We start from the raw sequence: 25,730 nt of genomic DNA on the forward strand, positions 1-25,730 counted from the left end.
GTTGCCATCCCGCAGCCCGGCCCCCGCGCCTCCGCCGTTGTTCGGCCGCCTCGTGGGCGTGGGTTAGCGGGGGGGGCGGGGGGCAGCGGTTCCCTTATGCCCTAAGGTACCGTTTTGCCATTTCAACCCTAAGACGCTTAACTTAAAGATGCTGAGCCCCAAAAGGCTTAGCCCCTTCTTCAGGATATTCAGAGCTGCATTCTGATCCCTATCCAGCACAAGCAGACACTTGGGGCAAATATGAGTTCGCGTAGACAGAGTCTTAACCACTCTATGCCCACAACCACTACAATCCTGCGTGGTGTATTGAGGCGGCACTGCTACGATTGCCTTGCCCCACACCTTGCCGTAGTAGTCTAGCCAGTGAGTGAATAGCGACCAGCTAGCATCTTGGATCGATTTGGCAAGATGACGATTTTTGACCAAGTTCTTCACCGGCAAGTCCTCATACACCACGATGTCGTTAGACATCACTACGCACCGGGCTAGCTTAATCGCCCAGTCTCTACGCTGGCGCTGGACTTTGAGGTCAATCCTACCTACTCGGTTCTTCTGTTTGTGGTAGTTGTTTGATTGCGGTTTTCTCCCTTTTGCGAACATCCTGCTCAACTTGCGTTGATGCCTTTTTAGCCGCTTCTCGCTGCGGCGCAAAAACTTCGGGCAATTCACGGTATTGCCGTTCTGGTCGGTGTAGAAATGCTTGAGCCCAAGATCAATACCGATAACATTGCCTGTGTATTGTCCTTGCTCCTTGCGGTCTACATCCAGACAGAACTGGGCATAGTACCCATCTGCTCTTCGGATCACCCGCACACGGTTGATTTTGGAGCTCAGGATATCCTGTCTTGCTTCTCCATTGCAGTACAGCGCAAAGGTCCCTGCTCCAAACCCGTCCGTGAAGGTGATAGACAGGCCATCATCAGATAACTTCCAGCCCGATTGCTTGTATTCCACAGACCGGCAATGCTTCTTGAACTGGGGATAGCCTTTCTTCTTTTCGCCCTGCTTGCACCGTCTGTAGAAGTTGGAAATCGATAGCCATGCTCGCTCCGCACTCGCCTGCCGAGCAGCAGAGTTGAGCTTATTCGCAAATGGGAACTCCTTCGCCAAGTCTTTGCAGAAAGCATACAGATGCTTCTTCCCTACCCCCCGATTGTCCATCCAATGGCGCAGGCATTTGTTGCGCACAAACTGTGCGGTGCGGATGGCTTCGTCCAAAGCTTGATACTGCTTTGGCGTCCCGTTGAGGAGTTTGGCTTCCCTGACTAACATGAATCTATTTTATTCTGGGTCTTATCAGATAAAACAATCTGCGCCTTATATCCCTGACCTAAAGGGCGGGGCTTTATGGCGCCGCTTGGTAATCTCCTCTCTTCCGGAGGGAGAGGGGGGAAGATCTCAAATCAAATAGAATGGCCCAAGCCGGTTAGCTTGGGTTGGATGGACCCTGAATTTGGCCCCCTCTTGCAAGCATTGGTGCCATGGCTTCTTCTGCTGAGACCACTTGGGATGCCCTGCAGGTGGATCCCGCCCTGCTCACCCCCATGATGCAGCACTACGTGGAGCTGAAGCGGCAATACCCGCACGCCATTCTGCTCTACCGCCTGGGGGATTTCTACGAGATGTTTTTCCAGGACGCGCAACTGGTGTCGCGGGAGCTGGAGCTGGTGCTCACCGGGCGAGAGGCAGGGGCCATTGGCCGGGTGCCCATGTGCGGGATCCCTTACCACGCCTTCGACCGCTATGCCGCCCAGTTGGTGGCCAAAGGCTACGCCCTGGCCGTCTGCGACCAGATGGAGCCGGCGGATCAGGCCAAAGGCTTGGTGCGGCGGGAAGTGACGCGGGTCATCACCCCCGGCACGGTCATCGAAGAGGAGCTGCTGCAGGCACGGCAAAACAACTACTTGGCCGCCGTGGTCCGCCTGAGAGGCTCCAAGCAAACCCCCTGGGGCCTGGCTTACGCCGACATTTCTACCGGCGAGTTCTGGGTCTGCCAGAGCGAGGGGCAAGAGCAGCTAGAACAGGAGCTGGCCCGGCTGCAGCCGGCGGAGATCCTGCTGCCCACCGAGGAAGGGCTGGGCCTGGGCCTAATTCGGCCTGGGGATCCCCAAGCTCCCCTGGGCCTGCCCGGCCAGTACACCTATACCCTGCGCCCGGCGGAGCCCTTTGAGCTGGCGGTGGCTCGAGAAAACTTGCTACAGACCTATGGCCTGCGCTCTTTGGAGGGCTTGGGCTGCGAGGGGCTGCCCCTGGCAATTCGGGCGGCGGGAGGGCTCTTGCACTACCTGGAGGAGACGCAAAAGAACCTGGTGCAGCCTTCTCCCCAGGGGGGCCATCCCCTCCTACGTCCCCCTCGCACCTACCAGTTGACGGATTACCTCATCTTGGATCCCCAAACCCGCCGCAACTTGGAGCTCACCCAGACCATCCGCGAGGGGGCCTTTGTCGGATCCCTGCTCTGGGTGCTGGATCACAGCCGCACCGCCATGGGAGGACGCACCCTACGCCGCTGGCTGTTGCAGCCTTTGCGAGATCCAGAGCAAATCCGCCTCCGCCAAGACACCATCCAGGAGCTCTTGGAAAGCCCCTCCCTGCGCACCCGCCTGGGATCCCTGCTGGACTCTCTCTACGACCTGGAGCGGCTGGCCAACCGCGTCGCCTCCGGCACCGCCAACCCGCGCGAGCTGGTGGCCCTGGGATCCTCTTTGGGCAAACTGCCCCAGTTGGCCGAGCTGGTGGCCGAAGCCCAAACCCCCCTCCTGCAGAGCCTACAACAGGTGGATCCCGCCCTGGTTGACCTGGGCCGCCGCATCGAGCACACCCTCCTGCCCTCCCCTCCCCCTGTGCTCACCGAAGGGGGGTTGATCCGACCTGGGGTAGATGCCGAGCTGGACAGGCTGCGGCAGCAGGTGGAGCAAGACCGCCAGTGGATTGCCCAGTTGGAGAAAACCGAGCGCGAGCGCACTGGGATCCCCACCCTCAAAGTTGGCTTCAACAAGGCTTTCGGCTACTACATCAGCATCAGCCGCGCCAAGGCCCAGCAGGTGCCAAAAGACTACATCCGCAAGCAGACCCTGACCAACGAAGAGCGCTTCATCACCCCTGAGCTCAAAGAAAAAGAAGCCCGCGTCCTCACCGCTCAGACTGAGATCAACCAGCGGGAATACGAGCTGTTTGTGCACCTGCGCCAAGAGGCAGGATCCCAAGCTGCCGCCATCCGCCAGGTGGCCCAGACCCTGGCCGCCGTCGATGCCCTGTTTGGCTTGGCGGAAGTGGCTGTGCAGCAGGGCTACACCCGTCCCGTAATCACGACCGACCGCCGCCTAGTCATCGAGGAAGGGCGCCATCCGGTGGTGGAGAAGTCTTTGCCCCAGGGCCTATTTGTCCCCAACTCGGTGCGCCTGGGATCCCCCCACGGCCCGGATCTGATTGTCCTCACTGGCCCCAACATGTCGGGCAAATCCACCTATTTGCGGCAGATCGGGCTCATCCAGATCCTGGCCCAGATGGGCAGCTTTGTGCCGGCAAGGCGGGCGGAGCTGGGCTTGTGTGACCGCGTGTTTACCCGCATCGGCGCTGTCGATGACCTGGCCACGGGACAGTCCACCTTCATGGTGGAGATGAACGAGACGGCCAACATCCTCAACCACGCCGGCGAGTGCTCCCTGGTGCTTTTGGACGAGATTGGCCGCGGCACCGCCACCTTCGACGGCCTCTCCATTGCCTGGGCCGTAGCCGAGTACCTGGCCACCCAGGTGCGCGCCCGCACGATCTTTGCCACCCACTACCACGAGCTCAACCAACTGGAAACCCTGCTGCCCAACGTGGCCAACTTCCAGGTGGTGGTCAAAGAGCTCCGGGATCGCATCATCTTTTTGCACCAGGTGCAACCTGGCGGAGCCGACCGCTCCTACGGCATCGAGGTGGGGCGCATGGCCGGCCTGCCCCAGCCGGTGATCGAGCGGGCCAAACAGGTGCTGGCCCTGGTGGAACAACACAGCCGCATCGGCCTCGGCCTGCGCAGCCAGGGGAAAAGCCGCCCTTCTTCAAACAACCCCAAGAAACGGTTCAAGCAAGAATCCAATTCCCGCGGGATACCCGACTGCGATGCCAAGGCTGGGGATCAACTATCCCTGATCCCGACCTCCCTCTACCCCGAGGAGCTCTAGGTCTATCCTCGCTCCGGATCCCGTTCTTCCAGCCCCAAGGTGGCGGCCAGCACCTCCAGCTCCTCCCGCTGCCCCTCCACCCAGAGGTGGGATCCGGGGGGCGGAGCGGCCTCTTGCAGCTTCAGGCGGATCTGCTGCGGGCGGTGGCTGCGCCGCCAGTAGTACCAGCCCGCCCAAGGAGAGGCCAGCAGCAGCGTCCAAGGCCAGGCTCCCCAAGCCGGCTGCAGCATCTGCAGCACCAGGGCCAAACAGGCCAGCCCTGCCCCCGCCAGCCCCGTCAAAAAAACAGCCAACCCCACACTGGCCCGCGCCTGACCCACAAAGGTGGCGATCCCCTCCGGGTCAGCAGATTGCAAGCGATAGGCGCGCCCCTCCAGGTGCTTTCGGAGAAGGGATCCCATTTCTTCCAGGTTGCGACTGCTAAAATAGAGACGAGCTTCGACGCGGTCTTTGCCAGAGGCTCGCAGAAAAAAGAACAGGCCGATGGCCAGCAAGACCGTAAGCAGTAGCGTTGAAATTGTCTCCCCTTGCAAGGAAGAAGAGGCGGCTACTGCCGCACGTGCCTCGGATAGAGAGCCAAAGTTGATGGGCGGCGCAACTGCGATCGGGGCTTTCTCTCCTGACCAGAAAGAAGGAGACTTGGCAAGAAAGCAGTTCATGGAATGCTAGTTTACACGCCTGCTGACCAGTTTAGACTTCTCAGAGGAGCTGGCCGCCCCCTCCTCCAAAGAAAAACCGAGTTGCCACCTCTATCGCTTTGTAGCTCGCATGGGCAAAAAACCCCTTGGAGGGCAGTGCGCTTTTCAGCAACCTCAGTGGCAGTTCAAGAGGAGGGGAGGCTACGCCGGATCTCGTGCCTCTCGGCTGGGAAGTGCAACTATAATAAGTTATGATAAGAGGCTTCTGCTTTACTGACTCTTGTCTCTCTCCCTTTCCAGGGTAGCCTCCTTTAAGAGGGCAGAGCTCTGCAGCGAGGGTTGAGGAGGAGGGTGCCTGCCCCACTCGAGCGATGACGGCGCAAAGCAACCGCTCCAGGGAGACACCAGCCTTAGAGATTTCCTCCCAGTCCTGCCCTTTTGGTTTGCCTGCCTCTGTCGCTGTTTCAGCAATACCTTACATGTCTAACTACGAACCTGAGCTCAACGACATTTTGTTGGATGGCGATCTCCTCGATCCCGCTGAGGAAGCAGAGGTAGATCTGGCCGAGAGCGAGTTTGCAGAAGAGGAGCCAGCTCGCCGCTCCACCGATCTGGTGCGCCTTTATTTGCAGGAGATCGGTCGTGTTCCCCTCCTGGGTCGCGATGAGGAGGTGGCTCTGGCCCAAAGAGTCCAAGACTACATGAAGCTTTTGGATGTGCGCCTGCGCCTGCAGAAAGAGTTGGGACGGGAGCCAACTCTGGCCGAGTGGGCAGCTAGGGCCAACCAGTACCCCGAATGGGCCAACCTCACCCCCGAGAAGCTACAGCAGATCCAGCGAATTGGCAAGCGCGCCAAAGAGCACATGATCAAAGCTAACCTGCGCCTGGTGGTGTCGGTGGCGAAAAAATATCAAAATCGCGGCCTGGAGCTGCTGGACTTGATCCAAGAGGGCACGCTGGGCCTGGAGCGAGCGGTGGAGAAGTTCGATCCCAAGAAGGGCTATCGCTTCAGCACCTACGCCTACTGGTGGATCCGGCAGGGCATCACCCGCGCCATCGCCACCCAGAGCCGCACTATCCGCTTGCCCGTTCACATCACCGAGAAGCTGAACAAGATCAAAAAAGCCCAGCGCAAGCTTTCCCAGGAGAAAGGCCGTACCCCCACCATTGAGGATATTGCTTCCGAGCTGGAGATGACGGTGCCCCAGGTCAGGGAGCTGCTGGTGCGGGTGCCGCGCTCGGTTTCTCTGGAAACCAAGGTGGGCAAAGACAAGGACACTGAGCTGGGGGATCTGCTGGAAACCGACGACATCTCCCCCGAAGAGACGATGATGCGGGAGGCCCTGCATCGCGATCTACAGCAGTTGCTGGCAGATCTCACCAGCCGCGAGCGGGATGTGATCCGCATGCGCTTTGGGTTGGGGGATGGGCGCACCTACTCGCTGGCGGAAATTGGCCGCGCCTTGGATCTGTCGCGGGAGCGGGTACGGCAAATCGAGGCCAAAGCCCTGCAAAAGCTGCGGCAGCCGAAGCGGCGCAACCGAGTGCGAGACTACCTCGAAGCCATCAGCTAGTCGGGCCTGCCTAGGATCTGGATGGAGATCGCTGGCTGGCAATCTTGCTCAGGCGCGTCTGGATCTGGGCTGCCAGCCAGTTCACTTCCGGGATCCGCAGATACAGGGCCCCTGCCGCAAACAAGCTGAGACCGATGCCGGCGGCCAGACCGGCCCAGAGGGCGGCGGTGATTAGAGAAGAGCCGAGAATCTCGTGGGAGCGCAGTTGCGTCCACAGCCAATGGCTGAGGCCCCCGGCCAAGGCGGTGATCCCCAGCAACGGCAGCAGGGCCTGCCCCATCTCCTGCCAGGGGATCTCCGGCAAGCGCTGGTGGAGGCGGATCCCCAGCCCAATCAGAGCCATCAGGTTAACGCCTGCCGTGGCCAAGGCAATGCCCGGTGCTCCAAAGGTTGGCAAAAACAGGAAGTCCAGCAGGGCGTTGAGGCCGATGGCCAGGCCGCTGATGTGCAGGGGCGTAGCCCCATCCTCCAGGGCGTAGAAGATACGCACCAGCACATCCCGCAGCAGGTAACAGGTCATCCCCAGCCCATAAGCCATCAGCAGGGCCGCCACCTCCTGGGTCACCTCCGGCGTAAAGCGACCGCGCTGGTAGGCTACTTGAACGATAGGTTCGGCCAGGGCCACCAGCACCATCGCCAGGGGCAGGGTGAGGATGGCCGTCACCATCAGCCCTTGGCGGATACGCTGGCGCAGCTCCGGCCAGCGGGATCCATCCCCCGCCAGCTGGGCGTAGAGAGGCATCAGGGGCACCAGCACCATGTTGGAGAGGATCCCCAGGGGGGTTTGCACCAAAAGCTGGGCATAGCCCAAGTTGCCGATGGTGCGATCCCCGGGCACGAAGGAGGCAAAAAAGAGATCCACATAGACATTGATGTGGATCATGCCGGAGGAGATCACCGCCGGCAACAGCAGCAGGCCCACCGCCCGCACCGGCGGGGATCCCCACTCAAAGCGCAGCCGCAGCCGCCCCAGCCCCAGCCGCTGCTGCAGCGGCACCTGCGCCAACCACTGGGCGATGGCCCCGATGAGCACCCCCCAGGCCAGCAACGTCGGGATCCCCGTCCATCCCAACGCGAGCAGGATCCCAATGACTGACAAGCTGGAGATCAACGGGCTAAGGGCGGGCAAGAGGTAGTGCTCGGCCGCATTCAGCGCCCCAAAGCCAATGCCAATCCAGCCCGAGAGCAAGGCCAGCGGCGCCATGATCCGCAACTGCTCGGCGGCAAGAGCATGCACTTCGGGGCTGGCCCCTGGTGCGCTCAGGCGCACCACCCAGTCGGCTCCCCACCAGAGGCCCAACGTCACCGCTAAGAGCAGGCAGCCCACCAAGGTAGAAATGGACTCTAGCCAACGGGCCGGATCCTCTCTTCCCGGCTGCTGCTTTTTGAGCACGCTGACGATGGCGCTGTGAAAGGGGCCGTTGATCCCGCCCAGCAAGATCAACAAAAAGCCAGGCAGGACATAGGCTATGCTAAAGGCGCTGTACTCTGTCCCCGAGCCGTAGACTGCCGCGATTAGGGCCTGACGGATAAACCCCATGCCCTTGCTGAGCAGCGTGGCCCCTGCCACCAGCCCTGCTACCGAGAGCAAGGAACGGGGTGGAGAAGACGCGGCGGATGGGATTCGCGGGGCAGACTCTTTCATACCCCTAGCTCCCCACCGCCGCCTTGGCAATGGGCAACTGTCGGGATGCCCTAATCTTCCCAGGATTCACCCACAGGCTCACAGCCGCTACCCCCCTCGCTTCGGCATAGGGCAGCACCATTATCCCGGATTCTCCCGACCTCTGGAGGGAGGGCAAGGCAGAGCTCAGGCCAGCAGTTGTCGCTCCTGCTCCAGTTGCCGCAACAGATGCTCGTCGCCGCGGGCCTGGGCAGCGCGAATGCGCTCTTGTAGTCGCCGCAGCAGGTTTTGCCGATGGGTTTCTTCGACCAAGGTTATAAAGTCCTTGCGCGGGGAAATAGCCGCCGGCACCCTGCTCGCTGCCTTCGCCGCCGGATTGAGGACAAGGCCTCGATACCTCAAGGCAAAAAACTGTGGCAGCGACACAACCGCCGATTGGGCTGGCCAGCTCCACGCCAGGCCCCGGTAGCGCGTTGGCACCTCCTGCCGCTGGCAGGTTGCGGGGGCAGAAGGGACAAAGTCGTGGGCAATGCCCCGGTAGGTCAGTTGCATAGGAAGACTCCCCCAAATAGACTGCGGCGATCTTTAAAGAGCTGAGGAAGAAAGCGACGCCCCTGAGCCAGCTTGTTGAGAGCCGTTAGACAACAGCTTCGGCTTCCTCGGCGCAGCTCAGAGGGTAAGACCCAATTTTATTCTGTATCGGAATTAACAAAATAAGCAGTTGGGTGTCAACTTTGGGTCGAGGTCGTCTCCCTATCCAGAGAATTAGAGCAGCTCGTCGATTAGCCGTAGCACCTGGTGCAGGTCGGTGCCGGCCTCTTTTCCCCGTCTGAGGTTCAGCTCCACCAACTGCTTGAGGGCGAGCAGCTTGATATTGGCCTCCACCGCTGCCGCTGCCATGGCTTGGGCCGCCGGCAGATAGCCGCTGGCCCCCAGATCCAGCAGGGCAGCCCGCCGCAGATGGATGTTGGGGTGGCTCAACACCGACAGTAGCGGTTGGACAAAAGTGGGATCCCCTGTCAGCCGGTAACAGGCCCGCGCTGCCGCGCATTGGAGGCGAATTGAGGGGTGCTCTAGGTAAGGGCGGATCTGCCCCAGGGCGGCAGCCACCTGCAACTGTCCAAGCGCCTCGATCAAAGCCTCCAAGGCGGCAGGCGCTTCTGTCTGCAGACCCTGCTCCACCCAGCGCAGCCCTTCGAGCAACGCCACTCCCAGCTCTTCGGCTTGCCTGGGATCCCGATCCAGATTATTGGCTAGGGCGATCTCCACCAGCGCCTGAGCTGCTGCTGCCACCACTTGGCCATCGGAGCAGCGTAAAGCCTCTTTCAGAGCCGGGATCCCAGCAGGGGAGGCCACCTTGCCCAGGGCACGGGCGGCGTTGCGCCGCAGCGGATATCCCCCCTGCGTGGTGCGATCTGTCTCATCGGCCAAGGCTTCGATCAGGGCCGGGATCCCTTCGGGGATGCGCATGCGCCCCAGCCACCAAGCCGCGTAGTAACGTTCCCCCGGATCCCCATGGCGCAGCTTGGCGATCTGGCCAGCGGGGGTGAGGTCGGCGGCCGGAGGGAGATCTGAAGGAACAGCCGTGGTCATAGCATCAACAGGCCAGAGCGCCTGCAGAGGCCTCAAGCGCTGCGGACGCTGACGATCTTGGCGCCCGACTTGAGCAGCCGCTGCATCGTCGCCGAGAGCTGATCGGCAGAGACAAAGATCTGCTGGTTGGATTTGCGCACCCGGCTGGAGGTGGCCAGGGCCGAGGGCGGGTTAAGCAGCCGCGTCACCTCAATGCAGAACATGCGATCGGACTGGCCCGTTGGCGGCCCCAAGTGTTTGGTAATGGGGCTGGGGGGCAGCAGCCCCCGCACCCCGATGCGGCGGATGGCCGGGGTAAAGCCGGTGGCGAGGGGTACCATCAAGCGCGGCCTGCGCCCCTGGGAACGGTCGTTGTTGGCGTAGCCCCCGTAGAGGGCAAAAAGGTTGGTGAAGTCGCGGGTGGTATGGGCCTTGCGATATTCAAACCCGCGCGGATAGGGGACGATGTTGTCGCCAAAGGCTTCCAGGTATTCTGGGCTGTCGATGTAGGAATCGATCTCCGCGCTGTGGCCCCCAGCGTGGTAGATGTCCAGGTGTCGGGCAATATCCTTAGGGCTGGTGGGAGCTCGCCCCAGCAGGTGCTTGAAGTTGAGCTCGATGGCGCGGGTCTGGGAGTTAGGGTACAAAAACCGCCTCTTGTAGGCTTCGGACTTGGCGATTAAGCGCACAAACTCCCGCACCGTCAGGCTGCCCCGCCGTAGCAGCGATTCCGCACTGGCCAGCTCCTTCCTGTCTGCGCCAAACAGGTGATCGTTACCCAGCACCTGGCGATAGATGGCCCGCAGGATCGCATTGAGCTGATCCTGGCTGGCATTAGGGCGCAATTCTAAGGGAGTCGTCTCTGTAATGCCCCGGATCCCCATTCGGCTTGCCGCTGTGATTCCACTCATGTTAATTCCTCATGATGAAACTGGCTGGATTAACTTTGAAAAAAGCTTGAAAAGGCTGCTTGGGTTCACCTCTCAACTCAACAACCCTCAGCAGCACAAATATGGGGTTGAAGCGAGAGCAACAGCGGCGCTTTTCCCTCTGGGGGAGAGATCCTCAGACCCAACCGGCCAAAGGGATCCCTTTCTCGCCACCGTTGCCCTCGACAACCTTTCTTCGCTATCCCCCTCAAGCGCCGGGCTGGCCACCTTTTTGGGGGATCCCAAGCTGCAGAACCTAGCTGAGCGCGTTGATGGCGTAGTCGATGTAGGTGTTGGCTTCGGTGGCCGCTTGCCCCGTCAGGCCATGGTTGGCTTTGATGTAGCGTAGCGCTTCGATAAACCAACTGGGGGAGAGTTCAAAAGCGGCGTTGATCTCGCGGATCCCGGCCAACTGATACTCGTCCAACGGGCCGGTGCCACCGGCTACCAAGCAGTAGGTGATGTAGCGCAGGTAGTGGCGCACGTCGCGGGCGCACTTGTCTTTGCCCGCTTGGGTGTGGCATTGTCCCCCAGGCTGAGTGGTATAGGGGAACTTGGCATAGACGGCCTCGGTGGCGCCGCGCACCAGCTCTTCGGCACGGCTGCTCAGGACACGGGCAGCTTCCATGCTGGCGGCAGCCCGCTGAAAACGGCCGTTGATGGCCTGCAACTCGCTGTTGCTCAGATAGCGCCCCTGGCTATCCGCGGTAGCAATGGCATCGACAATAGGGGTTTGCATGATTCAAAACGCTCCTTTACTTAAGCTCAACGCAAAAATCCAACACTGCAAAAGCGGCTTAACTGCAAAATGACTGCAAAAAAGGTTGTCTTCTCAGGGATCCCAGGCCAACCCGAGTTGAACTCCACGGCGGCCTTCACCCTAGGATCCGACTGTTCCAGGCAAAGCGATGGAGATTCCGGCCCTATCAGACCACGGCAGCAGCGGCGCGATCGAAGTAGGACTCGATTTCGGCGATCAAAGCGCTGCAATCACCCCGGGTGATGCCGTTGGGATCGCTCACCACCGCCACCGCAGCTTTTTTCATTTTTTGAATGCCGTTGGCCACAGAGCTGCCAGGGGTGCCCAGCGCCTGATAGGTTTCCCGCAAGCCGTTCAAGCAGCGCTCGTCCAGCACGCTGGGGTCAGCGGCTGCCACTGCATAGGTGATGTAGCGGAGGATGATATCCATATCCCGCATACAGGCGGCCACGTTGCGGCTGGGATAAGCAGGGCCGCCGGGAGCGTTCAAATTGGGCTCCTCGGCAAACAACTGACGGATGGCATCGGTCACAATTTTAGAAGCGTTGCTGGTGAGGCGGTTCACGGCGTCCAAGCGCTTGTTCCCCTCGGCAATCACCTGCTGCAGAGCCGCAAACTCGTTTTCTCCCAAGAAAGCGCCTTTGGAATCAGCTTGCGCAACAACTTTGCCAAATACATCGTTCATGGCTTTAAATCTCCTAGCGAAAGCAAAAGAGGTTATGAATCGTCACTCCCTGCCGCGGAAGTGGAAGCTCCCGCCAGCCAGGAATGCAGCAATGCCCCGATCCCTGATGCCGACCGGCACCGTTGGCACAGCTCCTTGTCCCAACAGACCTGCCCACGGGATCAAAGCCCGTAGAAACAAGATGGGCAAGCTAATCCTCGACCCACCTCCAGTCAAACGGCCTCGCAGGCGAAGCCGCTTGCCGACACATGTCAACGGATCCCGCTTCTTAAAGATCCTCCACTGCCGACAACCTGAACTGGACAGATGAGGAAAATCTGGCTCGCCTTGTTTCCAGTCTTTTTCTATCGCGAGGACAGGGAGCGATTGAATCAAAAAATGTAAAGGGACTTTACTTGCCGCAAAAAGTCTTGGATCCTCATCCAGACGGGCAATCCCGCCCTCTTCTCTCCATCCTTCAGGGCCTTAGTTTTTACAGAAAAAAATGTTACTTTACACAGCTTTACGACATGAAGAAAAATATAAACCGTGATTGTGGCTTTCGGCCAAGAGGCAAGCCCGCTTCAGTATCCACGCAAACCTTCTCATAAAGGATACATAATTTAACATTTGTGGAACCTCCTCGGCAGAGCAGAGGTTAGGGGAAAATCTGAGCAGGTTTTCATCGACCGCCTGGGATTTTCGGTATAAGTCCCTACGGTATTTCTGGATGCGTGGTTATGTCGAACTGGTTGGAGTCCACCTCTTCCCCTGAGCTGTTGCAGATGGCACGTTGGCTGGCGGGAGACTTCAGCAACCAAGAGCAAGCCTGGGAGAACCCACCTTTTTTTGCCTCGATCCGGGTGGCCTATCGCCCCTTGCCAACTGCTGTGCTGGGGGGAATCGGCTTTTATGTGGAGCAGGCTTACAGCGGCCATTTGGAGGAGCCCTATCGTCAGGCAGTGGTGGAACTCACTCAAGTGGGGGACGGGATCGTGATCCGCAACTACCGTCCTCTGCAGCCGCAGCGGTGGCGGGGGTGTGCTCGGGGGAGGGCGGAGCAACTCAGCCAACTGAGCGCTGCCGATCTGGCCTACCTGCCGGGGTGTGATGTGCAGGTGAAGAGGCAGGGATCCCTTTTTGTCGGCGTGACGGAGCCGGGTTGCCGCTGTTGCGTGGTGCGCAACGGTCAAACCACCTATTTGCAGACCACCTTGCACCTGAGCGAGAACGAGTTTTGCAGCCACGATCGCGGCATGGATCCGGTTACCCACCGCCAGGTGTGGGGAGCTGTGGCCGGCCCTTTTCGCTTTCGCAAGGTTGTCGATTGGCAGGCGGAGCTGCTGCAGTAGGTGGGAAGAGAATCCCTTGCCAATCTCGGCGCCGTCGGTGAAAGATGATACTTTGGGAGAAAGCAACTGCGGCCCGCTACATGTCCAATAGGGATCCTTGTCTGCCGGCTGCTCGGCAACGCTGACGCGAATGTGCGAATGAACTTTCCCCATGCAAGACGAACGAGACACGCTTCGCCAACAGCTTCTCACCCTCCAAGGTGAGGCGCTTGCCCAGGTGGCGCAGGCCGCCGATCTGGACGCCTTGGAGCAGATCCGCATCGACTATCTGGGCAAGAAGGGGAAGCTCTCCAAGATCTTGGGGGGCATGGGGAAGCTGCCCCCGGAAGAACGGCCTGCCATTGGCGCTTTGGCCAACACCTTCAAAGAGGCCCTGCAATCTAGGCTGGATGAGCGCAAACGGGCCCTGGCCGAAGCTCAGCTCCAGGCTCGCCTGGAGGCGGAGCGGCTGGACGTCACTATGCCGGGGCCGCGCCGGCCTCTAGGGCGGATTCACCCTTTGCAGGCCACCATCGACCGCATGCTCGATATCTTTGTGGGGATGGGCTACACGGTGGTCCACGGCCCGGAGATCGAGACAGAGTACTACAACTTCGAGGCCCTCAACACCCCCGCCGACCACCCGGCGCGGGACATGCAGGATACCCTCTATTTGGAAAAGGGCTATCTGATGCGCACCCAAACCTCTTCGGTGCAGGTGCGTTATATGGAGCAACACCAGCCGCCCCTGCGCATTGTGCATGCCGGGCGAGTGATGCGCCGCGACAGTGTCGATGCCACCCACTCGGCTGTGTTTCACCAAATGGAAATCTTGGCGGTGGGCCAGAACCTCACCTTTTGCGACCTGAAGGGCACCCTCAAGGAGTTTGTCACTCGCCTGTTGGGTCAGCGAGAAACCCGCTTCCGGCCCAGCTATTTTCCGTTCACGGAGCCTTCTGCCGAGATGGATGTGCGTTTTGGCTCCAAGTGGCTGGAAATTTTTGGCTGCGGCATGGTGGATCCCAATGTATTTCAGGCGGTCGGCTATGACCCGGAGCGCTACACCGGCTTTGCGGCAGGGATCGGCGTTGAGCGGGTGGCCATGCTCTTACATGGCATTCAAGATATCCGCCTGTTCTACAGCAGCGACCTGCGCTTTTTGTCGCAATTTTAGGTCAAGAGAAGGTGCGTTTGTAAACCAACTGCAGGTGCTCCAGCTCGTCTTTGCGATTGGCGCGGCGCAACAGGCGCATTTGTTCTTCGATGACCTGGCGGGCTTCGTTGCGGCTAATCGGGTCAAAGACCAATTCTTCCAGAGCAGAGGGGTCGTCGTCAGCGGGGGGCTTGAAGTAGACCCGAAAAAACAGCCGTTGGGCATAAAGGGTGGTGAAGATGGCCTCACCTTCGTTAACCCGACACAGGCCGTAGAGCAAACCAAATGTAGGGTGATTTAGATAGAGCTCATTCATGCCCAATAGCGTACCACTCTTGGTGGAGAAGAGGGGCTTTCCTTCTCGTTCGGTGGCCGAGAAAGTTGCCGAAACGATTTCGCTCCGGCTCTTGAGACCGAGAGCGCAAATCGTAGGTTCCACCCAGCTTGATTTTGGTTCGGCTGTTGCAACTGGATTCGAGGTTAACAGAGTTTTTTTAGACACAGGCCAGGCTGCTACCGCCGCTGCTGTTCCCCCACCTTTTTCTTCATGTCATGCAATTCCTTCTCTACCTCTAGCCGCATCTCCAGCCGGCGAAATTCCTCCTCCAACTTATCTTCCTCAAACGGTTTTCCCCAGGGGCTGAAGCCCCAAGCCGGCTCGGCGGCAGTTTTGGCTTGGGCGGCCTTGACTTCTTGCAGCTTGGTTTTCACCTCTTGGCGGCGCCGGGCAATTTGCGGCAGCAGAGCTTCCAGTTGCTGGATTTTCTCCTCCAGAGCCTTCCCTTGGTTGAACAACCGGCTTCCTTTCTCCAAAAGCTCGGCTTCCCGTCGACGCGCCCCTTCGGCCAGGTCGGGGCGGTTGGCCCGCTCGGCTTTTTCGATGCGAAAGTGCCAGGTCTTGATCTCCTCGCCCAGCTTGGCGAGAGCTTCGCTCAGGGCTTGCTTCTGGGCCAAGCTTTCCTGCCGCAGCCGTCGAGTTTCTTCTTCCTGCTGGCGCAACTGCTCGTCGAGGGCTTGCAACTCGATCTCTGGGTGGGCTTTGAGGAATTCCTCTAGGCGGGTCTCCAAAAATCGGATGATATCTTCGATCAATTTCATGGGCCGATCCTCACTGGCCGAGCGCTCAGTTGCGTTTAGGCTAGCGCAAGCCGGCTCGTTCCCGATAGGCCCCCGTTGGATCGCAGCCTAGACCAGCAAATGCCCATCGGCAACGCGGATGATGCGCTGGGCGGCCTGGGCCACTTCCAGGTCATGGGTAACCACGACAAGGGTAATGCCCTGGCGGTGCAGCTCGGCAAAGAGGTTGAGCACTTCCTGGCCGGTGCGGCTGTCCAGGGCTCCTGTAGGCTCGTCAGCCAACAACAGTTGTGGCCGGTTGACGATGGCACGGGCGATGGCCACCCGCTGCTGCTGGCCGCCGGAGAGTTGAGCCGGGCGCTGGTGCAGCTTGCTCCCCAAGCCCACTTGTTCTAAAGCTTGCTTGGCCCGCCGGCGTTGCTCTGGCTCCGGGATCCCGGCGTAGGCCAGGGGCAGCATCACGTTCTCCAGAGCCGTCAAGAGGGGCAGGAGGTGAAACTGCTGGAAGACAAAGCCAATCTTTTGGTTGCGAATCCGGGCCAGCTCCCGATCCGTCAGAGTAGAGACTTCCACGCCGTCCAGCCAGTAGCGCCCTGAGCTGGGCCGATCCAGGCAGCCCATGAGGTTCATCAGGGTGGACTTGCCGGAGCCAGAGGGCCCCATGATGGCGCAATACTCCCCTGCCTCGATCGCCAAGTCGATATCGTAGAGGGCCTGAAAGCTGCCTTCCGGCAGTGGGTAGACTTTGTTCACCCCGACCATTTGCACCACGGGCAGGTGGGGTGTGGTAGGGCGCTCCAGGGATCCGACCAGCCCCTGGCGACGATCTGCCCAGGGTTGTTGCTCAAGCATGGTGGGTACCGCGACTGGCCCCATTCTAGCCTTTGGGCTGCTGGGGCTTCGGGGGCTGACTAACCGGAAGAGCGGATTTCCAGCGGCTGATGGTAGGGACAGCTTCCTTGCGGATCCACCCGGAGGCGGTAGAGGGGGGAGCGCTCTTGGTCGCAGCGAAAGGCTTGGGCTTGTGAGGTTAAGATCTGGCGGGCAAAGCGGCAGTTCTGGCACTTTCTGCCACCGTTATCGGTGGAGGCAGAAGGCTGTTTTGGACGCGGCACGATTCCTGCTGGTGCGGGGGCGGCCCCTGCCGGGCGGATCAGCTCCCGCGGCGAAAGGCCGCGCAACACCAGTTCGGATCCCTGCCAGCGGGCCTCCACCAAGCCAGTCTCAGCCCAGGCGGCCCAGCGGGGATCCTGGGCAATCTGAGGGGGCAGCCGTACCTGTACGCCGGCCAAGGCGCGGGGCGAGCCCTGTTCCTGCCAGATCTCTTCCACCTCCCCCTCGTAGCGCAAGGCGGGATCCCTGGGAAATTCTGACGGCTTGACTTGGGTTTGCAGGCGGCCGTCGGGCAGCTCCAACCAATGGCCGGGTTGGGGGCAGTGGACATGGTAACGGTTGCACAGCTCCGGCAGATCCGCCAGATCCTGCGCCTGCTGGGGGCTGGCGTGCACCAAGACCACATGTTGGGGGCGAAAGGTGTGGACGATCTGGGTCAGATGCCCAACGTCGTTGTGGCTGTGCCAAGCCAGCCACTCCACTCCGATGCGGGAGCGCAGCGGCGCTGGCCATTGGTCAAAGGGGGTGGCCAGCTCCACTTCCGGCAGCCGCACCAGCAGACAGGAGCGCTGCGGCTGGGCCAGCAAGCGCGACCAGATGGGATCCCAGGCTTCAGGCCCGGCATCGGCATCGCACAGCAACAGGCCCTGGGGCAGGGGATCCGCCTCCGTGAGGGGCTGCACCCGCGGCTGCAGGCGGTCTTCCCAGAACAAGGGCTGATAGGTGGCGAAATTGCGCACCGGCTCCGGCAGGTAGGGGAGCAAGCGTTCGTAGAGGTTGCAGCCTGCCGCCAGCCCCGGCGCCACCCACACGGTCAGCTCTTGGGAAGCCTGGGTAAAGCGGTGGTGGGCTTTGAGGAGGAAGAGCAGCTCCTGCCCCAGCCCCAACACCGGCAGCGGAAACAGCACCGTCTGCCCTGCTGCCAAGGCGCTGATCAGACGCTCCAGCAGGCGGTTTTCCAGATGGCGACGGGGCGGATGGCGAGTGGATCCCAGCGAGGCTTCGATGAGCAGCACGTCCGGCTGCCAATGGCGCAAAGCGGTGAGATCCAAGCCGGGGGCAAAGCGGGTTGAGGCCAGGGAACAGTCGCCGGTGTAGACGCAGGTTTGGGCCGGAGTGGTCTGGGTATTTTGCAGCAGGGTTGCCGCTGCTCCCGGCAGGTGCCCGGCTGTGAAAAAGGTGAGCATCAGATGGGGCAGGATCTCTCGTGCCTGGCCAAAGGGCAGTGCCCGAAAGGGAGGAAAGCGAATTTCCCGGTCGTAGCCCGGCCAAACGCCCCGCTCCCACAGGCCGCCCGCCAAGTGGGCGGTCAGGGGAGTGGCATAGATAGGCACCTGCGGGTAGCGACGATAAAAGGCGGGCAGCCCCTGCAGGTGGTCAAAGTGAGCATGGCTGCAGATCACCGCATCCGGGATCCCTGGCAGGGCCTTGAAGAGGGAGGAAGCAGGCAAACCGCAATCGAGGAGCAAGCGGTGGGATCCCATCTCCAGCCAGTAGGCACAGCCCTGCCGGCGGGGATCCGTGCCCAGGGGAAACAGTCGAAGGGGGGGTCTTTCTGACTCCACAGAGGTGTTGTTTTTAAGCTAGAAGACCACGCTCAATCCTGCAAACCACAAGGGCGGCTCGGCCAGGGATCGCCCCTCCCCCTCCGTACACCTCCCGGAAAGGCAGGGGCAACCTCTGCCGATCTAGCTATCCTATCCTTCTTCCAGCATAGCTGTTGACCACTTCCGCCGGGGCAGCCGGCCATTTTCTCTATGCTCTCCATGCAACAGCGGAATAATAGGGGGATTTGGCTTTGCCGTGTGCCTGGCTTGGCAGCCCTAGGAGTTGGAGAGCGCATCTGTTGTTTCTTCCGCTGCCGGGTTGTGGCTACGCAAGGCAAAGCCGGCAAAATCGTGATCGTCCGGGCGCACCGTTAGAACCATCAGGTTGTAGAAGGCCCAGACTAGGCCAAACAGCAGCTCTGGCCAGGTTGGATCCCAGTTGCCGGCAAAGCGCAGGGATCCCACCCCCATGGCCAACAACGTCAGCACAATAGCCAGCGCCTGCGGGCCGAGGGAAAGCTGGGACGGCTGTTCGGGGTAGGGGGGCACCCCCCGCACCGCCTGCACCAGCGCCTGGATGGACTGGAAAAACTGGCTGCCCGTCTGCCGCTCCGACTGCCACGCCGCTCCCCACAGCGACGGGGGAAAAGCCAACAGCCAGGTGAGGCGCCCCAGCAGGGCGTAGGGAAGAAACCAGGCAAAGAAGACTCTATCAAAGGCCGGCACCGGCATCCAGCCTGTGCAGAGAAAGAGGATGGGCACCGCCAAATAGGCCAGCTCCGCCACCCCGCCCGCAGCCCAGAGGGCCAGCCACAGGTACTGAAAGCGCTGCTGCTGCGTGGTGGGCTTGCTCCAGAAGGGGTTTTCCCGCAGGGCAGAAAACACCGCCAGCAGAGCGACGCGGCGGTTGCGCAACGGCAACAAAATGCCAGTGACCTGGGCTGGGCGCACTAGGTGGGACTGCCAGCCGCGGCAGTGCATCTGACACCCCAACTGCACAGGGCGGCGAATGTCGATTTGCGGGATCCCCTCCAAAGCTGCCCGCCGAATGAGACAGCCAGATCCCAGCAGCGGCGCCGCCTGGTAGCCCTGGGATCCCACCGCCAAAAGCTGCTGCAGCGGGTGAACCGCCCTGGGCTGGCCCAGGGTGCGCAGCGTTGCCTGCACAAAGCCGGTGGCATTGGCAATCGGGGCCCGCTCCGGAAAGTCGTAAAACAGGGGCAACGTCTGCCACAAAAAATCCGGCTCGACAAAATGGCCGGGATGCAGCAGGAGCAGATATTCTCCCTGGAGCTGGCCGGATCCCAGCATGTAGGCTAGGGGATCGGTCGTGGGGCTTGGGCAAGACCAGTACTCGCAGGGGATGGCCCGCGCCACTTTAGCCATCTCCGCATCTTCCACCCGATCCACAATATGGACAAACAGCCGCTCCCAGGGGTAATCCAGGCGCAGGGCCGAGAGCACCGTCTGCCGGGTCGCTTCCACGGAATCCCGCTGGCGCAGCACCAGCACGTCCACCCGCGGCAGTTGAAAAAACGCCCGCCGCAGCACCTCGGGCGCGGGCACCCCCTCCTGCGGCACCTGGGGATAGCGGCTGAGGATAAAGCCCACCGCCGCCAGCCAAACGTACAGCTCTGCCCCCCAAAACAGAAGGGATCCCAGACCGGTCAGCCCCTCGCTGATGCGCCAGTAGAGGTACGCCACCCCAGCGATAAGGTGGAGCAACCCCACTCCCCGAAACAAGTACACCCGCACAGCCCTGGATCTCACAGGCGCTCCACACAGGATTGGGATTGGGCCAAGCCAGGATCCCCCCTTTGCCCAGCTGCAGGCTGAGGAATGGAACCAGTTGAGCTGTCTTGCCCAGTTGCCCAGCCAGAACGGGAAGCTCACTGCCTATTGGGCAGCCGCCTCAACCGGGTAGACGCTCACCTTTTTCCGCCACTTGCCGTAGCGCTCAAAGGTAACAATGCCGGTGGCCACCGCAAACAAGGTGTCGTCGCCGCCGCGGCGCACGTTCACCCCTGGATGAAACTTGGTGCCCCGCTGTCTCACCAAAATGTAGCCAGGGTGCACCAGCTCGCCGCCAAAGCACTTCACCCCCAGCCGCTTGGCATTGGAGTCGCGACCGTTGCGGGTACTGCCGGTTCCTTTCTTGTGAGCCATAACGCCTCCTCTGCAACTGTGTCGTCGCCAAAGATAAGTTGGGATCCTGAGTTTAGGATCTATTCCTCCGCCGCTGGGATCCCTGTGGTGTCAGTGGTCGCCTCAGAAGTGGATGGCGGAGCAGACTGGGCCGTGGCCAGGGTTGTGCCGTTGAGTTCGATGGACTCGATCAGCACGCGGGTGAGCGGCTGCCGGTGTCCTCTCTTTTTGCGGGTTCCCTTCTTCGGCCTCATCTTGTAGACGATGATTTTGTTGCCGCGGCGGTGCTGCAAGACCCGTGCCCTGACCACTGCCTCGGGAACATACGGATGCCCTAGCGTCACCTGTCCCTCGTGGTTGATTAACAACACCTGGGACAGGGCCAAGGGGCTGTTTTCCTCTGTGCCGGGCAGGCGATCGACGTCGTAAAAGCGCCCTGGCTCTACCCAAAGCTGCTTGCCACTGGTTTCCACAATTGCGTAGGTCATGCCTTTTCCTTGCCGTACAGGTGCCCCTAGGGGTCTTGCAACCTGATCCGAGCATTGACAGCGATTTTTAATCCTAGCGGAAAAACCTGCCCTCTGTCAGCTAGGGCTATTCCCTCACCCCCATCCCCTCTCCCTTTGGGAGAGGGGAGTTGGAGCATCATTCGGTCAGCTTTTCCCAGGCGGCCTGGAGGGCAGCTTGCATGCGCTGGGCGGCGCGGCTAAGGCGCTGCTGCCAGGTTGTCCATTTTTGCTGCAAAAACTCTGCCGCCTCATCGAGCAGGGAGAGGTCGAACTTGCCCCCTTTGGCCAGCTCGTCCCGCACTTGCTTGACCTTGACGCGCACCACCTCCGGCGGATCCTGGGGGCCGACCAGGGATTTGAGGCGATCCCCCATGCGCTGGATGAGCTGCTTGACTTGGCGAGACTTTTCGCTCCAAAAGTTCTTTAGGCCCTCAGTTTCTGATTTGAGGCGCTGCGGCGCATCTTCCTTGACCACCACGGCATCTACGTCGATGGCCTCTACATCCTCCGGCAACAGGACGGCGCGCCCTCCCCAGGGCTCGGCGATGCTGCCCCCCAGGATGTAGGCGGCAATCGTTCCGGTTTCCCAATCGAAGAGAAAATCCTCGATCCAGCCCACCGGCTGATCCCCAATACGCACGGTTCGCCGGTAGAGGGAGCTAAGCGGCGTTGCCGGAGTGGCGAAGACGGTGGAGTAGGTCAGCAGCGCGTCCGGCCCGATGAGAGAGATTTGCTCCAGGGGGGTGTAGCCCTGCTGGCTGGTGAAGTAGCAGACCCGCCCTTGTCCATCGACCCAGATTTCTTCGACAGTGCCCAGGGCCGTGGCAGTGCTGCTATCCAGGGCCAGCAGGCCCACCACTTGGCTGCGTCGGACGACTTGTTCCATAGAGAAGTTCTCCTGACTTGCGGGATTTAAGGGAGATGGAGGCTTGGGCTGCTTAGCCTCCGCGGTAGTAGTGTAGCTGCGCCCTGAGGCGGGCAATTTCCTGGGCCATATCCAAAACCATGGCCGCCCCAACCCAGTTGAGGCCCAAGTCCCGATGCAGGCGGATCATCTGCAGCAGGCGCCGCAGTTGTTGGGGGGTGAGGTAGCTGCTTTGCGCTTCCACCAGCCCCTGCAACAGCAGCCACTCCAGCAGGTGGGTCGGGATCCCGGCTACTTCACTGGCCTGCTCAAAGGTGTAGAGCCGTTCTTCTACCCGCACAATGGCCAAGCTCATAGCCTCACCTCCTGCAAGTAGGCGCGGGGATCCCAGCTCCGATTTTGCCGCAGCTTCTCGTAGAGATCCCGCTCAGTGGGGGAGAGGGATTTGGGCGTGACAACCTTCAGCCGCACCAGCAGGTCGCCCCGCTGCCCTTGGGGATCCCGCCAGCCCTGGCCGCGCAGCCGCAGGGTCTGGCCGCTATCGACGCCGGCGGGGATCTTCAGTTGCACCCGACCGGTGGGGGTGGGGACTTCCGCTGTGCCGCCCAAAACCGCCTCGTCAGGGGTGATGGGCAGCTCGCAGAGCAGGTTGTCGCCGTCGAAGCGGAAGAAGGGGTGCGGGGGCAGCTCCAGGGTGAGGTAGAGATCCCCCCTCGGCCCGCCAAAGGGGCTATATTGGCCTTTACCCTTGACGCGGATGCGGCTGCCCGGTTTGGCGCCGGGAGGAATGCGGATGGTGAGGGTTTCGCCATCCACGCTCAGCCGCTTTTGGGTGCCGTGGAAGGCCTCTGCCCAGGTGAGGCCCAGCGTGGCTTCTACGTCTTGCCCTGGCAGATCCACCGAGACAAACGGCCCAAACCCCGTGGTGAAGCCCTGGAAGCCGCCGCGGCGGGATCCCATGCGGCCCAGCAGCTCGTTGATGAAGTCCTCGAAGCTGGCGTACTGGGCAAATCCCTCCATGCCCGGCCCCGCCGCCGCGCCGCTGCCCACCCGTTGCCAGTACTGGCCAAACTGGTCGTAGCGCCGCCGCTTGTCGGGATCCGAGAGCACCTCGTAGGCTTCGTTGATCTGCTTGAAGCGCTCCTCGGCCGCCTTGTTGCCGGGGTTGACGTCGGGGTGATACTGGCGAGCCAGCTTGCGATAGGCGCGCTTGATCTCCTCTAAAGAGGCATCTCGGCTGACGCCCAGGATCTGGTAGTAGTCCTTGAAATCGCTCGCAGCCATAAGCTCACCCCTACGAAATCAGGTTAAGGCTTTTAGGATACCTTCAGGCTAGAGGTGCAATCGGAAAACCCAGAGCGAGGGAGAAACACTTAGCTCTGTCCTTGCCCCTGAGAGCACTCCCCTAGGGTTTGCGCCTGGAGAAAATCCCCTTGTCGTCTCTTGTGAAAACTTGTTTGACCTTTTCCCAAGCCTTGAGCAGCGCCTGGGTGACCGGGCTGCCCTCTGCCTTGGCCTGGTTATAGGCTTCCACAAAGGTTTGCTGGGCTTCTTCTGAGAGATCGGCGCGGATCTCGGGGGAGATGGTTTCGGGAGTCAGGGATCCCTCTGGCTCGCTGGGCAAGTTCAAGTCGGCAGTGGCCACCTCTTCGCCGCCGGCACTTTGCAGCAGCAAGTAGATTTCGCCCGCTTTTTCCTCCGGCACCTGCACCACCAACAGGAATTCGCCCGCCTGCACCCGCGTCTGGTAGATGGCGGCCTTCTCCTGTGGCATGCCCAGGGCAATGAGGGCGGATCCCAGCCCCGCTCCCAGCGCCCCGTAGAGAGCGCCACCGGTTGCCCCCAGCAGCGCCGCTCCTAGTGGCCCGGCGGCCACCACCGCCCCCAAAAAGGGAATAAACAGCACCCCTACCCCCGTGAGGAGCCCCAGCAGCGATCCAAACAGGGATCCGTAGATGGCGCCGCTGGTCAAGCCATCGAGAACCACATCTTTGCGAGTGATAAAGCCACTAATTTTGGCTTCCGTTTGAAAGTTGCGGCCAATGATGGAGATGCGGTCGTTGGGGATACCGCGGTTGAGCAGGCGCTGGATGCACTCTTGGACTTTGGCTTCTTCTTTGAAAACGGCAGAGACGCACTTTTTGGGGGCTTGGGCGAAGGTATTCATGAAAAAGGCTCCTGTGAAAGTTTTGACCCAAAAGGCTAAGGGAGGTTTTTTGGCAAACTTTTCCCCTCTTTGCCTATGCCGCCTATTATCTCCCTCTGTCGCCCAAGCGGGAGTCGAGGGATCGCGAAACTCCTGGAGCGATCTCCGTACTGAGGAGGCCTGCCCAAGCGCCCCGCGCCGCTGGCCTTCACCCCCAGCCCCTCTCCCAGAGGGAGAGGGGAGTTGGGAATCGAGGGATCTCACGGCCTAGAGGGATCCAAGACCCTGCCTCAAGCCGCGGCAGACCCCACTCAAAAAGGCAAGATCTAGGGTCTCGAGGGTGTCGCTCAGCTTGTGGTAGTGGGGGTTGCGCAAAAAGGCGGTGTCGGTCACCATAGCCGCAGGGTAGCCCGCATCCCAAAAGGGGGAGTGGTCGCTGAGGCGGGTAACCGGCAGGAACAAACCCCGCTGGCCGGCTGGCAGCCAGCAACACGGGATCCCCACCTGCTGAAAACCGCGCTGCAGCCTAAGCAGATCCCCCAGGGCGGGCCAGTTGCCAATGAGACCGATGTAATCTCCCCGGTCGGGGTAGAGCCGCTCCAGGCCGGCGGGGTAGCGCTGGGATCCGGGCGTGGGATCCCGGTAGCCCAGCATCTCCAGAGAGAGCATCAGCCGCAGGGGTTGGCGCTGTTGTCTGAGAAAGCGGGCGTAGGCTTTGCTCCCTAGCAGGCCCCGCTCTTCTAGGTCGAAGGCCACTAGCCACAGGGGGGAAGGGGCGGGCTCGGCGGCAAAATGGCGGGCCAACTCCAGCAACACCGCCACGCCGCTGGCGTTGTCGTCGGCGCCGGGGGTAGCAGGCGCGGCGTCGAAGTGGGCCCCGATTAAAATGGGCCTGCGGCCAGGCTGGGATCCCGGCAATTTCAAGATCCAGTTGCGGTGCTGGCAGCCATTGGCCTCAAAGGGGAAGGGCTCCACCGGGCCGCACTCGGAAAGCTGTTTTTGGACATACTGCTCCACCTGCCGATGGCCCAAAGGCGACCAGTCGGGATCGCGGGGCTGAGCTACTTGCTGCAGGTGCTCCCGGAGGCGCTGTTGCAGATTGGGCTCTCGGGTCACTTTTCTTGTCCGGCGAGGGCTTGAGCGTGGACTTGGCGAGCCAGCTCCAGAGTAAAGTGGCTGTGGGATCCCGCCCTTCCCGCCAACACCTGAAACGGCAGCCCAGGCTCCCCTAGGTGATCCAACACCAAAGCCGCTCCCGAAAAGTCTTGCTCCCGCGTATAGTTGTTTACTGTCACCACGGCCGGGACGCCCGCCTGCTGGGCCGAGCGCAGCCCGTTCTCCGAGTCCTCAAAGGCCAGGCACTCCTGGGGGCGCAGCCCCATCTGTTCCAGCGTGTAGCAGTAGATGTCGGGGGCTGGCTTTTTGGCGGGGACAATATCGCCGGCAGCGATCACCTCAAACCAGCTCAGGCTTTCTGGCAGGGTGTGCTCCAGAAGGGCCGTCACGTTTTCGGGCGTGGTGGTGGTGGCGATGGCCAGGCGGATCCCGGCGGCTCTGGCTTCCTGTAAGAGGCGCTTGACGCCGGGGCGCAAAGGGATCCCTCCTTGGGCCAACAGAGCTGTGTAGTGGCGGGTCTTGGCCTGGTGCAGCCGGGCTATTAGACTGGTCAGGTCTTCGCCGGCAGGCAGGGGCGGCTGGCAGGTCTGGACGAAGTGGCGAATGCGCTCTTTGCCGCCGGTGATGGCCAGGAGCTGGCCGTAGAGCTCCACCGACCAGTGCCAGTCCAACCCTGCCTCGGCAAAGGCGGCGTTGAAAGCCACGCGGTGCCCATCCCGCTCCGTATCCGCCAGCGTGCCATCCACATCAAAAATGAACGCCTGCAGTTCCATGCGCATCCCCCGTTCCCACCCCGCC

At 61.2% G+C, this 25,730-nt stretch carries 25 protein-coding genes; 4 read left to right on the forward strand and 21 right to left on the reverse strand.

Translation table 11 applies throughout. The features are described 5' to 3' along the window. Window positions 1–63: 63 nt before the first annotated feature. Window positions 64–1,272: an RNA-guided endonuclease InsQ/TnpB family protein gene (locus NW848_RS11120; RefSeq protein ID WP_414511107.1), complete on the reverse strand. Its 1,209-nt coding sequence runs from the start codon at window positions 1,270–1,272 to the stop codon at window positions 64–66. A 209-nt stretch (window positions 1,273–1,481) separates the two neighbouring features. Here NW848_RS11120 and mutS point away from each other — a divergent pair, with 209 nt between their 5' ends. Next, a complete protein-coding gene (gene mutS / locus NW848_RS11125; protein WP_414508848.1) occupies window positions 1,482–4,169 on the forward strand; it encodes a DNA mismatch repair protein MutS in 2,688 nt (895 codons plus the stop codon). Between the two features lie 2 nt (window positions 4,170–4,171). On the opposite strand, the gene NW848_RS11130 is transcribed toward mutS, so the two are convergent. After that, entirely contained in the window at window positions 4,172–4,828 is a 657-nt protein-coding gene (locus NW848_RS11130) for a cofactor assembly of complex C subunit B (protein ID WP_099813015.1), read from the reverse strand. Between the two features lie 449 nt (window positions 4,829–5,277). On the opposite strand from NW848_RS11130, the gene sigC reads away from it, so the two are divergent. Continuing rightward, window positions 5,278–6,381 (forward strand): RNA polymerase sigma factor SigC, encoded by a 1,104-nt coding sequence (gene sigC / locus NW848_RS11135; RefSeq protein WP_041439130.1) that lies wholly within the window; start codon window positions 5,278–5,280, stop codon window positions 6,379–6,381. Between the two features lie 10 nt (window positions 6,382–6,391). Here sigC and murJ read toward each other — a convergent pair whose 3' ends face one another. From murJ to NW848_RS11165, 6 genes are all read right to left on the reverse strand, one after another. After that, entirely contained in the window at window positions 6,392–8,026 is a 1,635-nt protein-coding gene (gene murJ, locus NW848_RS11140) for a murein biosynthesis integral membrane protein MurJ (RefSeq protein ID WP_011430852.1), read from the reverse strand. A gap of 165 nt (window positions 8,027–8,191) precedes the next feature. Beyond that, entirely contained in the window at window positions 8,192–8,557 is a 366-nt protein-coding gene (locus tag NW848_RS11145; RefSeq protein ID WP_414402824.1) for a DUF4278 domain-containing protein, read from the reverse strand. Window positions 8,558–8,770: 213 nt separating this feature from the next. Then, the gene (locus tag NW848_RS11150) at window positions 8,771–9,598 is read right to left on the reverse strand and encodes a HEAT repeat domain-containing protein (RefSeq protein ID WP_099813014.1); all 828 of its coding nucleotides are present in this window, start codon (window positions 9,596–9,598) and stop codon (window positions 8,771–8,773) included. A 32-nt stretch (window positions 9,599–9,630) separates the two neighbouring features. After that, window positions 9,631–10,488, reverse strand: coding sequence for a phycobilisome rod-core linker polypeptide (locus tag NW848_RS11155; protein WP_011430855.1), 858 nt, complete (start codon window positions 10,486–10,488; stop codon window positions 9,631–9,633). Window positions 10,489–10,762: 274 nt separating this feature from the next. Next, window positions 10,763–11,245, reverse strand: a complete 483-nt coding sequence (locus tag NW848_RS11160; protein ID WP_011430856.1) for a phycocyanin subunit alpha — start codon at window positions 11,243–11,245, stop codon at window positions 10,763–10,765. A gap of 187 nt (window positions 11,246–11,432) precedes the next feature. After that, window positions 11,433–11,951 carry a phycocyanin subunit beta gene (locus NW848_RS11165; RefSeq protein ID WP_011430857.1) on the reverse strand — a complete coding sequence of 173 codons (519 nt, stop codon included), beginning with the start codon at window positions 11,949–11,951 and terminating at the stop codon, window positions 11,433–11,435. Window positions 11,952–12,670: 719 nt separating this feature from the next. Here NW848_RS11165 and NW848_RS11170 point away from each other — a divergent pair. Both NW848_RS11170 and pheS read left to right on the forward strand, forming a co-directional pair. Continuing rightward, complete coding sequence (locus tag NW848_RS11170) at window positions 12,671–13,282, forward strand: chromophore lyase CpcT/CpeT (protein ID WP_041438454.1); 612 nt, start codon at window positions 12,671–12,673, stop codon at window positions 13,280–13,282. A gap of 151 nt (window positions 13,283–13,433) precedes the next feature. Continuing rightward, window positions 13,434–14,435, forward strand: coding sequence for a phenylalanine--tRNA ligase subunit alpha (gene pheS / locus NW848_RS11175; RefSeq protein WP_011430859.1), 1,002 nt, complete (start codon window positions 13,434–13,436; stop codon window positions 14,433–14,435). Between the two features lies 1 nt (window position 14,436). Here the strand turns inward: pheS and NW848_RS11180 are convergent, their stop codons facing one another. The 13 genes from NW848_RS11180 to NW848_RS11240 all read right to left on the reverse strand — a co-directional run bounded on the left by NW848_RS11180 (window position 14,437) and on the right by NW848_RS11240 (window position 25,705). Next, window positions 14,437–14,730 carry a PipX family protein gene (locus NW848_RS11180; RefSeq protein WP_414402825.1) on the reverse strand — a complete coding sequence of 98 codons (294 nt, stop codon included), beginning with the start codon at window positions 14,728–14,730 and terminating at the stop codon, window positions 14,437–14,439. A gap of 197 nt (window positions 14,731–14,927) precedes the next feature. Next, the gene (locus tag NW848_RS11185; protein ID WP_011430861.1) at window positions 14,928–15,512 is read right to left on the reverse strand and encodes a TIGR04376 family protein; all 585 of its coding nucleotides are present in this window, start codon (window positions 15,510–15,512) and stop codon (window positions 14,928–14,930) included. Between the two features lie 87 nt (window positions 15,513–15,599). Next, entirely contained in the window at window positions 15,600–16,343 is a 744-nt protein-coding gene (locus NW848_RS11190; protein WP_011430862.1) for an ABC transporter ATP-binding protein, read from the reverse strand. 59 nt (window positions 16,344–16,402) lie between these two features. Continuing rightward, window positions 16,403–18,169 carry an MBL fold metallo-hydrolase gene (locus NW848_RS11195; protein ID WP_099834821.1) on the reverse strand — a complete coding sequence of 589 codons (1,767 nt, stop codon included), beginning with the start codon at window positions 18,167–18,169 and terminating at the stop codon, window positions 16,403–16,405. 258 nt (window positions 18,170–18,427) lie between these two features. Further along, window positions 18,428–19,921, reverse strand: coding sequence for a cellulose synthase (locus tag NW848_RS11200; RefSeq protein WP_099813010.1), 1,494 nt, complete (start codon window positions 19,919–19,921; stop codon window positions 18,428–18,430). Between the two features lie 126 nt (window positions 19,922–20,047). Continuing rightward, the gene (gene rpmA / locus NW848_RS11205; RefSeq protein ID WP_011430865.1) at window positions 20,048–20,317 is read right to left on the reverse strand and encodes a 50S ribosomal protein L27; all 270 of its coding nucleotides are present in this window, start codon (window positions 20,315–20,317) and stop codon (window positions 20,048–20,050) included. Window positions 20,318–20,376: 59 nt separating this feature from the next. After that, window positions 20,377–20,784, reverse strand: a complete 408-nt coding sequence (rplU, locus tag NW848_RS11210) for a 50S ribosomal protein L21 (protein ID WP_011430866.1) — start codon at window positions 20,782–20,784, stop codon at window positions 20,377–20,379. Window positions 20,785–20,941: 157 nt separating this feature from the next. After that, window positions 20,942–21,691: a photosystem reaction center subunit H gene (locus NW848_RS11215; RefSeq protein ID WP_011430867.1), complete on the reverse strand. Its 750-nt coding sequence runs from the start codon at window positions 21,689–21,691 to the stop codon at window positions 20,942–20,944. Window positions 21,692–21,743: 52 nt separating this feature from the next. Beyond that, window positions 21,744–22,025 carry a chaperone modulator CbpM gene (locus tag NW848_RS11220; RefSeq protein WP_011430868.1) on the reverse strand — a complete coding sequence of 94 codons (282 nt, stop codon included), beginning with the start codon at window positions 22,023–22,025 and terminating at the stop codon, window positions 21,744–21,746. Continuing rightward, window positions 22,022–22,954 (reverse strand): DnaJ C-terminal domain-containing protein, encoded by a 933-nt coding sequence (locus NW848_RS11225; protein ID WP_011430869.1) that lies wholly within the window; start codon window positions 22,952–22,954, stop codon window positions 22,022–22,024. The genes NW848_RS11220 and NW848_RS11225 overlap by 4 nt, the downstream gene beginning before the upstream one ends. A 121-nt stretch (window positions 22,955–23,075) precedes the next feature. After that, window positions 23,076–23,837 carry a ChaB family protein gene (locus NW848_RS11230; protein WP_011430870.1) on the reverse strand — a complete coding sequence of 254 codons (762 nt, stop codon included), beginning with the start codon at window positions 23,835–23,837 and terminating at the stop codon, window positions 23,076–23,078. Window positions 23,838–24,083: 246 nt separating this feature from the next. Then, entirely contained in the window at window positions 24,084–24,932 is an 849-nt protein-coding gene (locus tag NW848_RS11235; RefSeq protein ID WP_011430871.1) for a M28 family peptidase, read from the reverse strand. Beyond that, window positions 24,929–25,705 carry an HAD family hydrolase gene (locus NW848_RS11240; protein ID WP_011430872.1) on the reverse strand — a complete coding sequence of 259 codons (777 nt, stop codon included), beginning with the start codon at window positions 25,703–25,705 and terminating at the stop codon, window positions 24,929–24,931. Before NW848_RS11240 ends, NW848_RS11235 begins: the two co-directional genes overlap by 4 nt. Between the last annotated feature and the right edge of the window lie 25 nt (window positions 25,706–25,730).

The organism is Synechococcus sp. RC10A2 (genome assembly GCF_047502605.1).

Excerpts from the sequence above, each read along its gene's own strand:
- murJ (WP_011430852.1), bottom strand. The coding sequence starts at position 8,026 with ATGAAAGAGTCTGCCCCGCGAATCCCATCCGCCGCGTCTTCTCCACCC.
- NW848_RS11160 (WP_011430856.1), bottom strand. The coding sequence starts at position 11,245 with ATGCAAACCCCTATTGTCGATGCCATTGCTACCGCGGATAGCCAGGGG.
- NW848_RS11165 (WP_011430857.1), bottom strand. The coding sequence starts at position 11,951 with ATGAACGATGTATTTGGCAAAGTTGTTGCGCAAGCTGATTCCAAAGGC.
- NW848_RS11230 (WP_011430870.1), bottom strand. The coding sequence starts at position 23,837 with ATGAATACCTTCGCCCAAGCCCCCAAAAAGTGCGTCTCTGCCGTTTTC.
- mutS (WP_414508848.1), top strand. The coding sequence starts at position 1,482 with ATGGCTTCTTCTGCTGAGACCACTTGGGATGCCCTGCAGGTGGATCCC.
- NW848_RS11145 (WP_414402824.1), bottom strand. The coding sequence starts at position 8,557 with ATGCAACTGACCTACCGGGGCATTGCCCACGACTTTGTCCCTTCTGCC.
- NW848_RS11185 (WP_011430861.1), bottom strand. The coding sequence starts at position 15,512 with ATGAAATTGATCGAAGATATCATCCGATTTTTGGAGACCCGCCTAGAG.
- NW848_RS11220 (WP_011430868.1), bottom strand. The coding sequence starts at position 22,025 with ATGAGCTTGGCCATTGTGCGGGTAGAAGAACGGCTCTACACCTTTGAG.
- rpmA (WP_011430865.1), bottom strand. The coding sequence starts at position 20,317 with ATGGCTCACAAGAAAGGAACCGGCAGTACCCGCAACGGTCGCGACTCC.
- NW848_RS11225 (WP_011430869.1), bottom strand. The coding sequence starts at position 22,954 with ATGGCTGCGAGCGATTTCAAGGACTACTACCAGATCCTGGGCGTCAGC.
- rplU (WP_011430866.1), bottom strand. The coding sequence starts at position 20,784 with ATGACCTACGCAATTGTGGAAACCAGTGGCAAGCAGCTTTGGGTAGAG.
- NW848_RS11170 (WP_041438454.1), top strand. The coding sequence starts at position 12,671 with ATGTCGAACTGGTTGGAGTCCACCTCTTCCCCTGAGCTGTTGCAGATG.
- NW848_RS11240 (WP_011430872.1), bottom strand. The coding sequence starts at position 25,705 with ATGGAACTGCAGGCGTTCATTTTTGATGTGGATGGCACGCTGGCGGAT.
- NW848_RS11130 (WP_099813015.1), bottom strand. The coding sequence starts at position 4,828 with ATGAACTGCTTTCTTGCCAAGTCTCCTTCTTTCTGGTCAGGAGAGAAA.
- NW848_RS11180 (WP_414402825.1), bottom strand. The coding sequence starts at position 14,730 with ATGAATGAGCTCTATCTAAATCACCCTACATTTGGTTTGCTCTACGGC.
- NW848_RS11120 (WP_414511107.1), bottom strand. The coding sequence starts at position 1,272 with ATGTTAGTCAGGGAAGCCAAACTCCTCAACGGGACGCCAAAGCAGTAT.
- NW848_RS11190 (WP_011430862.1), bottom strand. The coding sequence starts at position 16,343 with ATGCTTGAGCAACAACCCTGGGCAGATCGTCGCCAGGGGCTGGTCGGA.
- NW848_RS11155 (WP_011430855.1), bottom strand. The coding sequence starts at position 10,488 with ATGAGTGGAATCACAGCGGCAAGCCGAATGGGGATCCGGGGCATTACA.
- pheS (WP_011430859.1), top strand. The coding sequence starts at position 13,434 with ATGCAAGACGAACGAGACACGCTTCGCCAACAGCTTCTCACCCTCCAA.
- NW848_RS11150 (WP_099813014.1), bottom strand. The coding sequence starts at position 9,598 with ATGACCACGGCTGTTCCTTCAGATCTCCCTCCGGCCGCCGACCTCACC.
- NW848_RS11215 (WP_011430867.1), bottom strand. The coding sequence starts at position 21,691 with ATGGAACAAGTCGTCCGACGCAGCCAAGTGGTGGGCCTGCTGGCCCTG.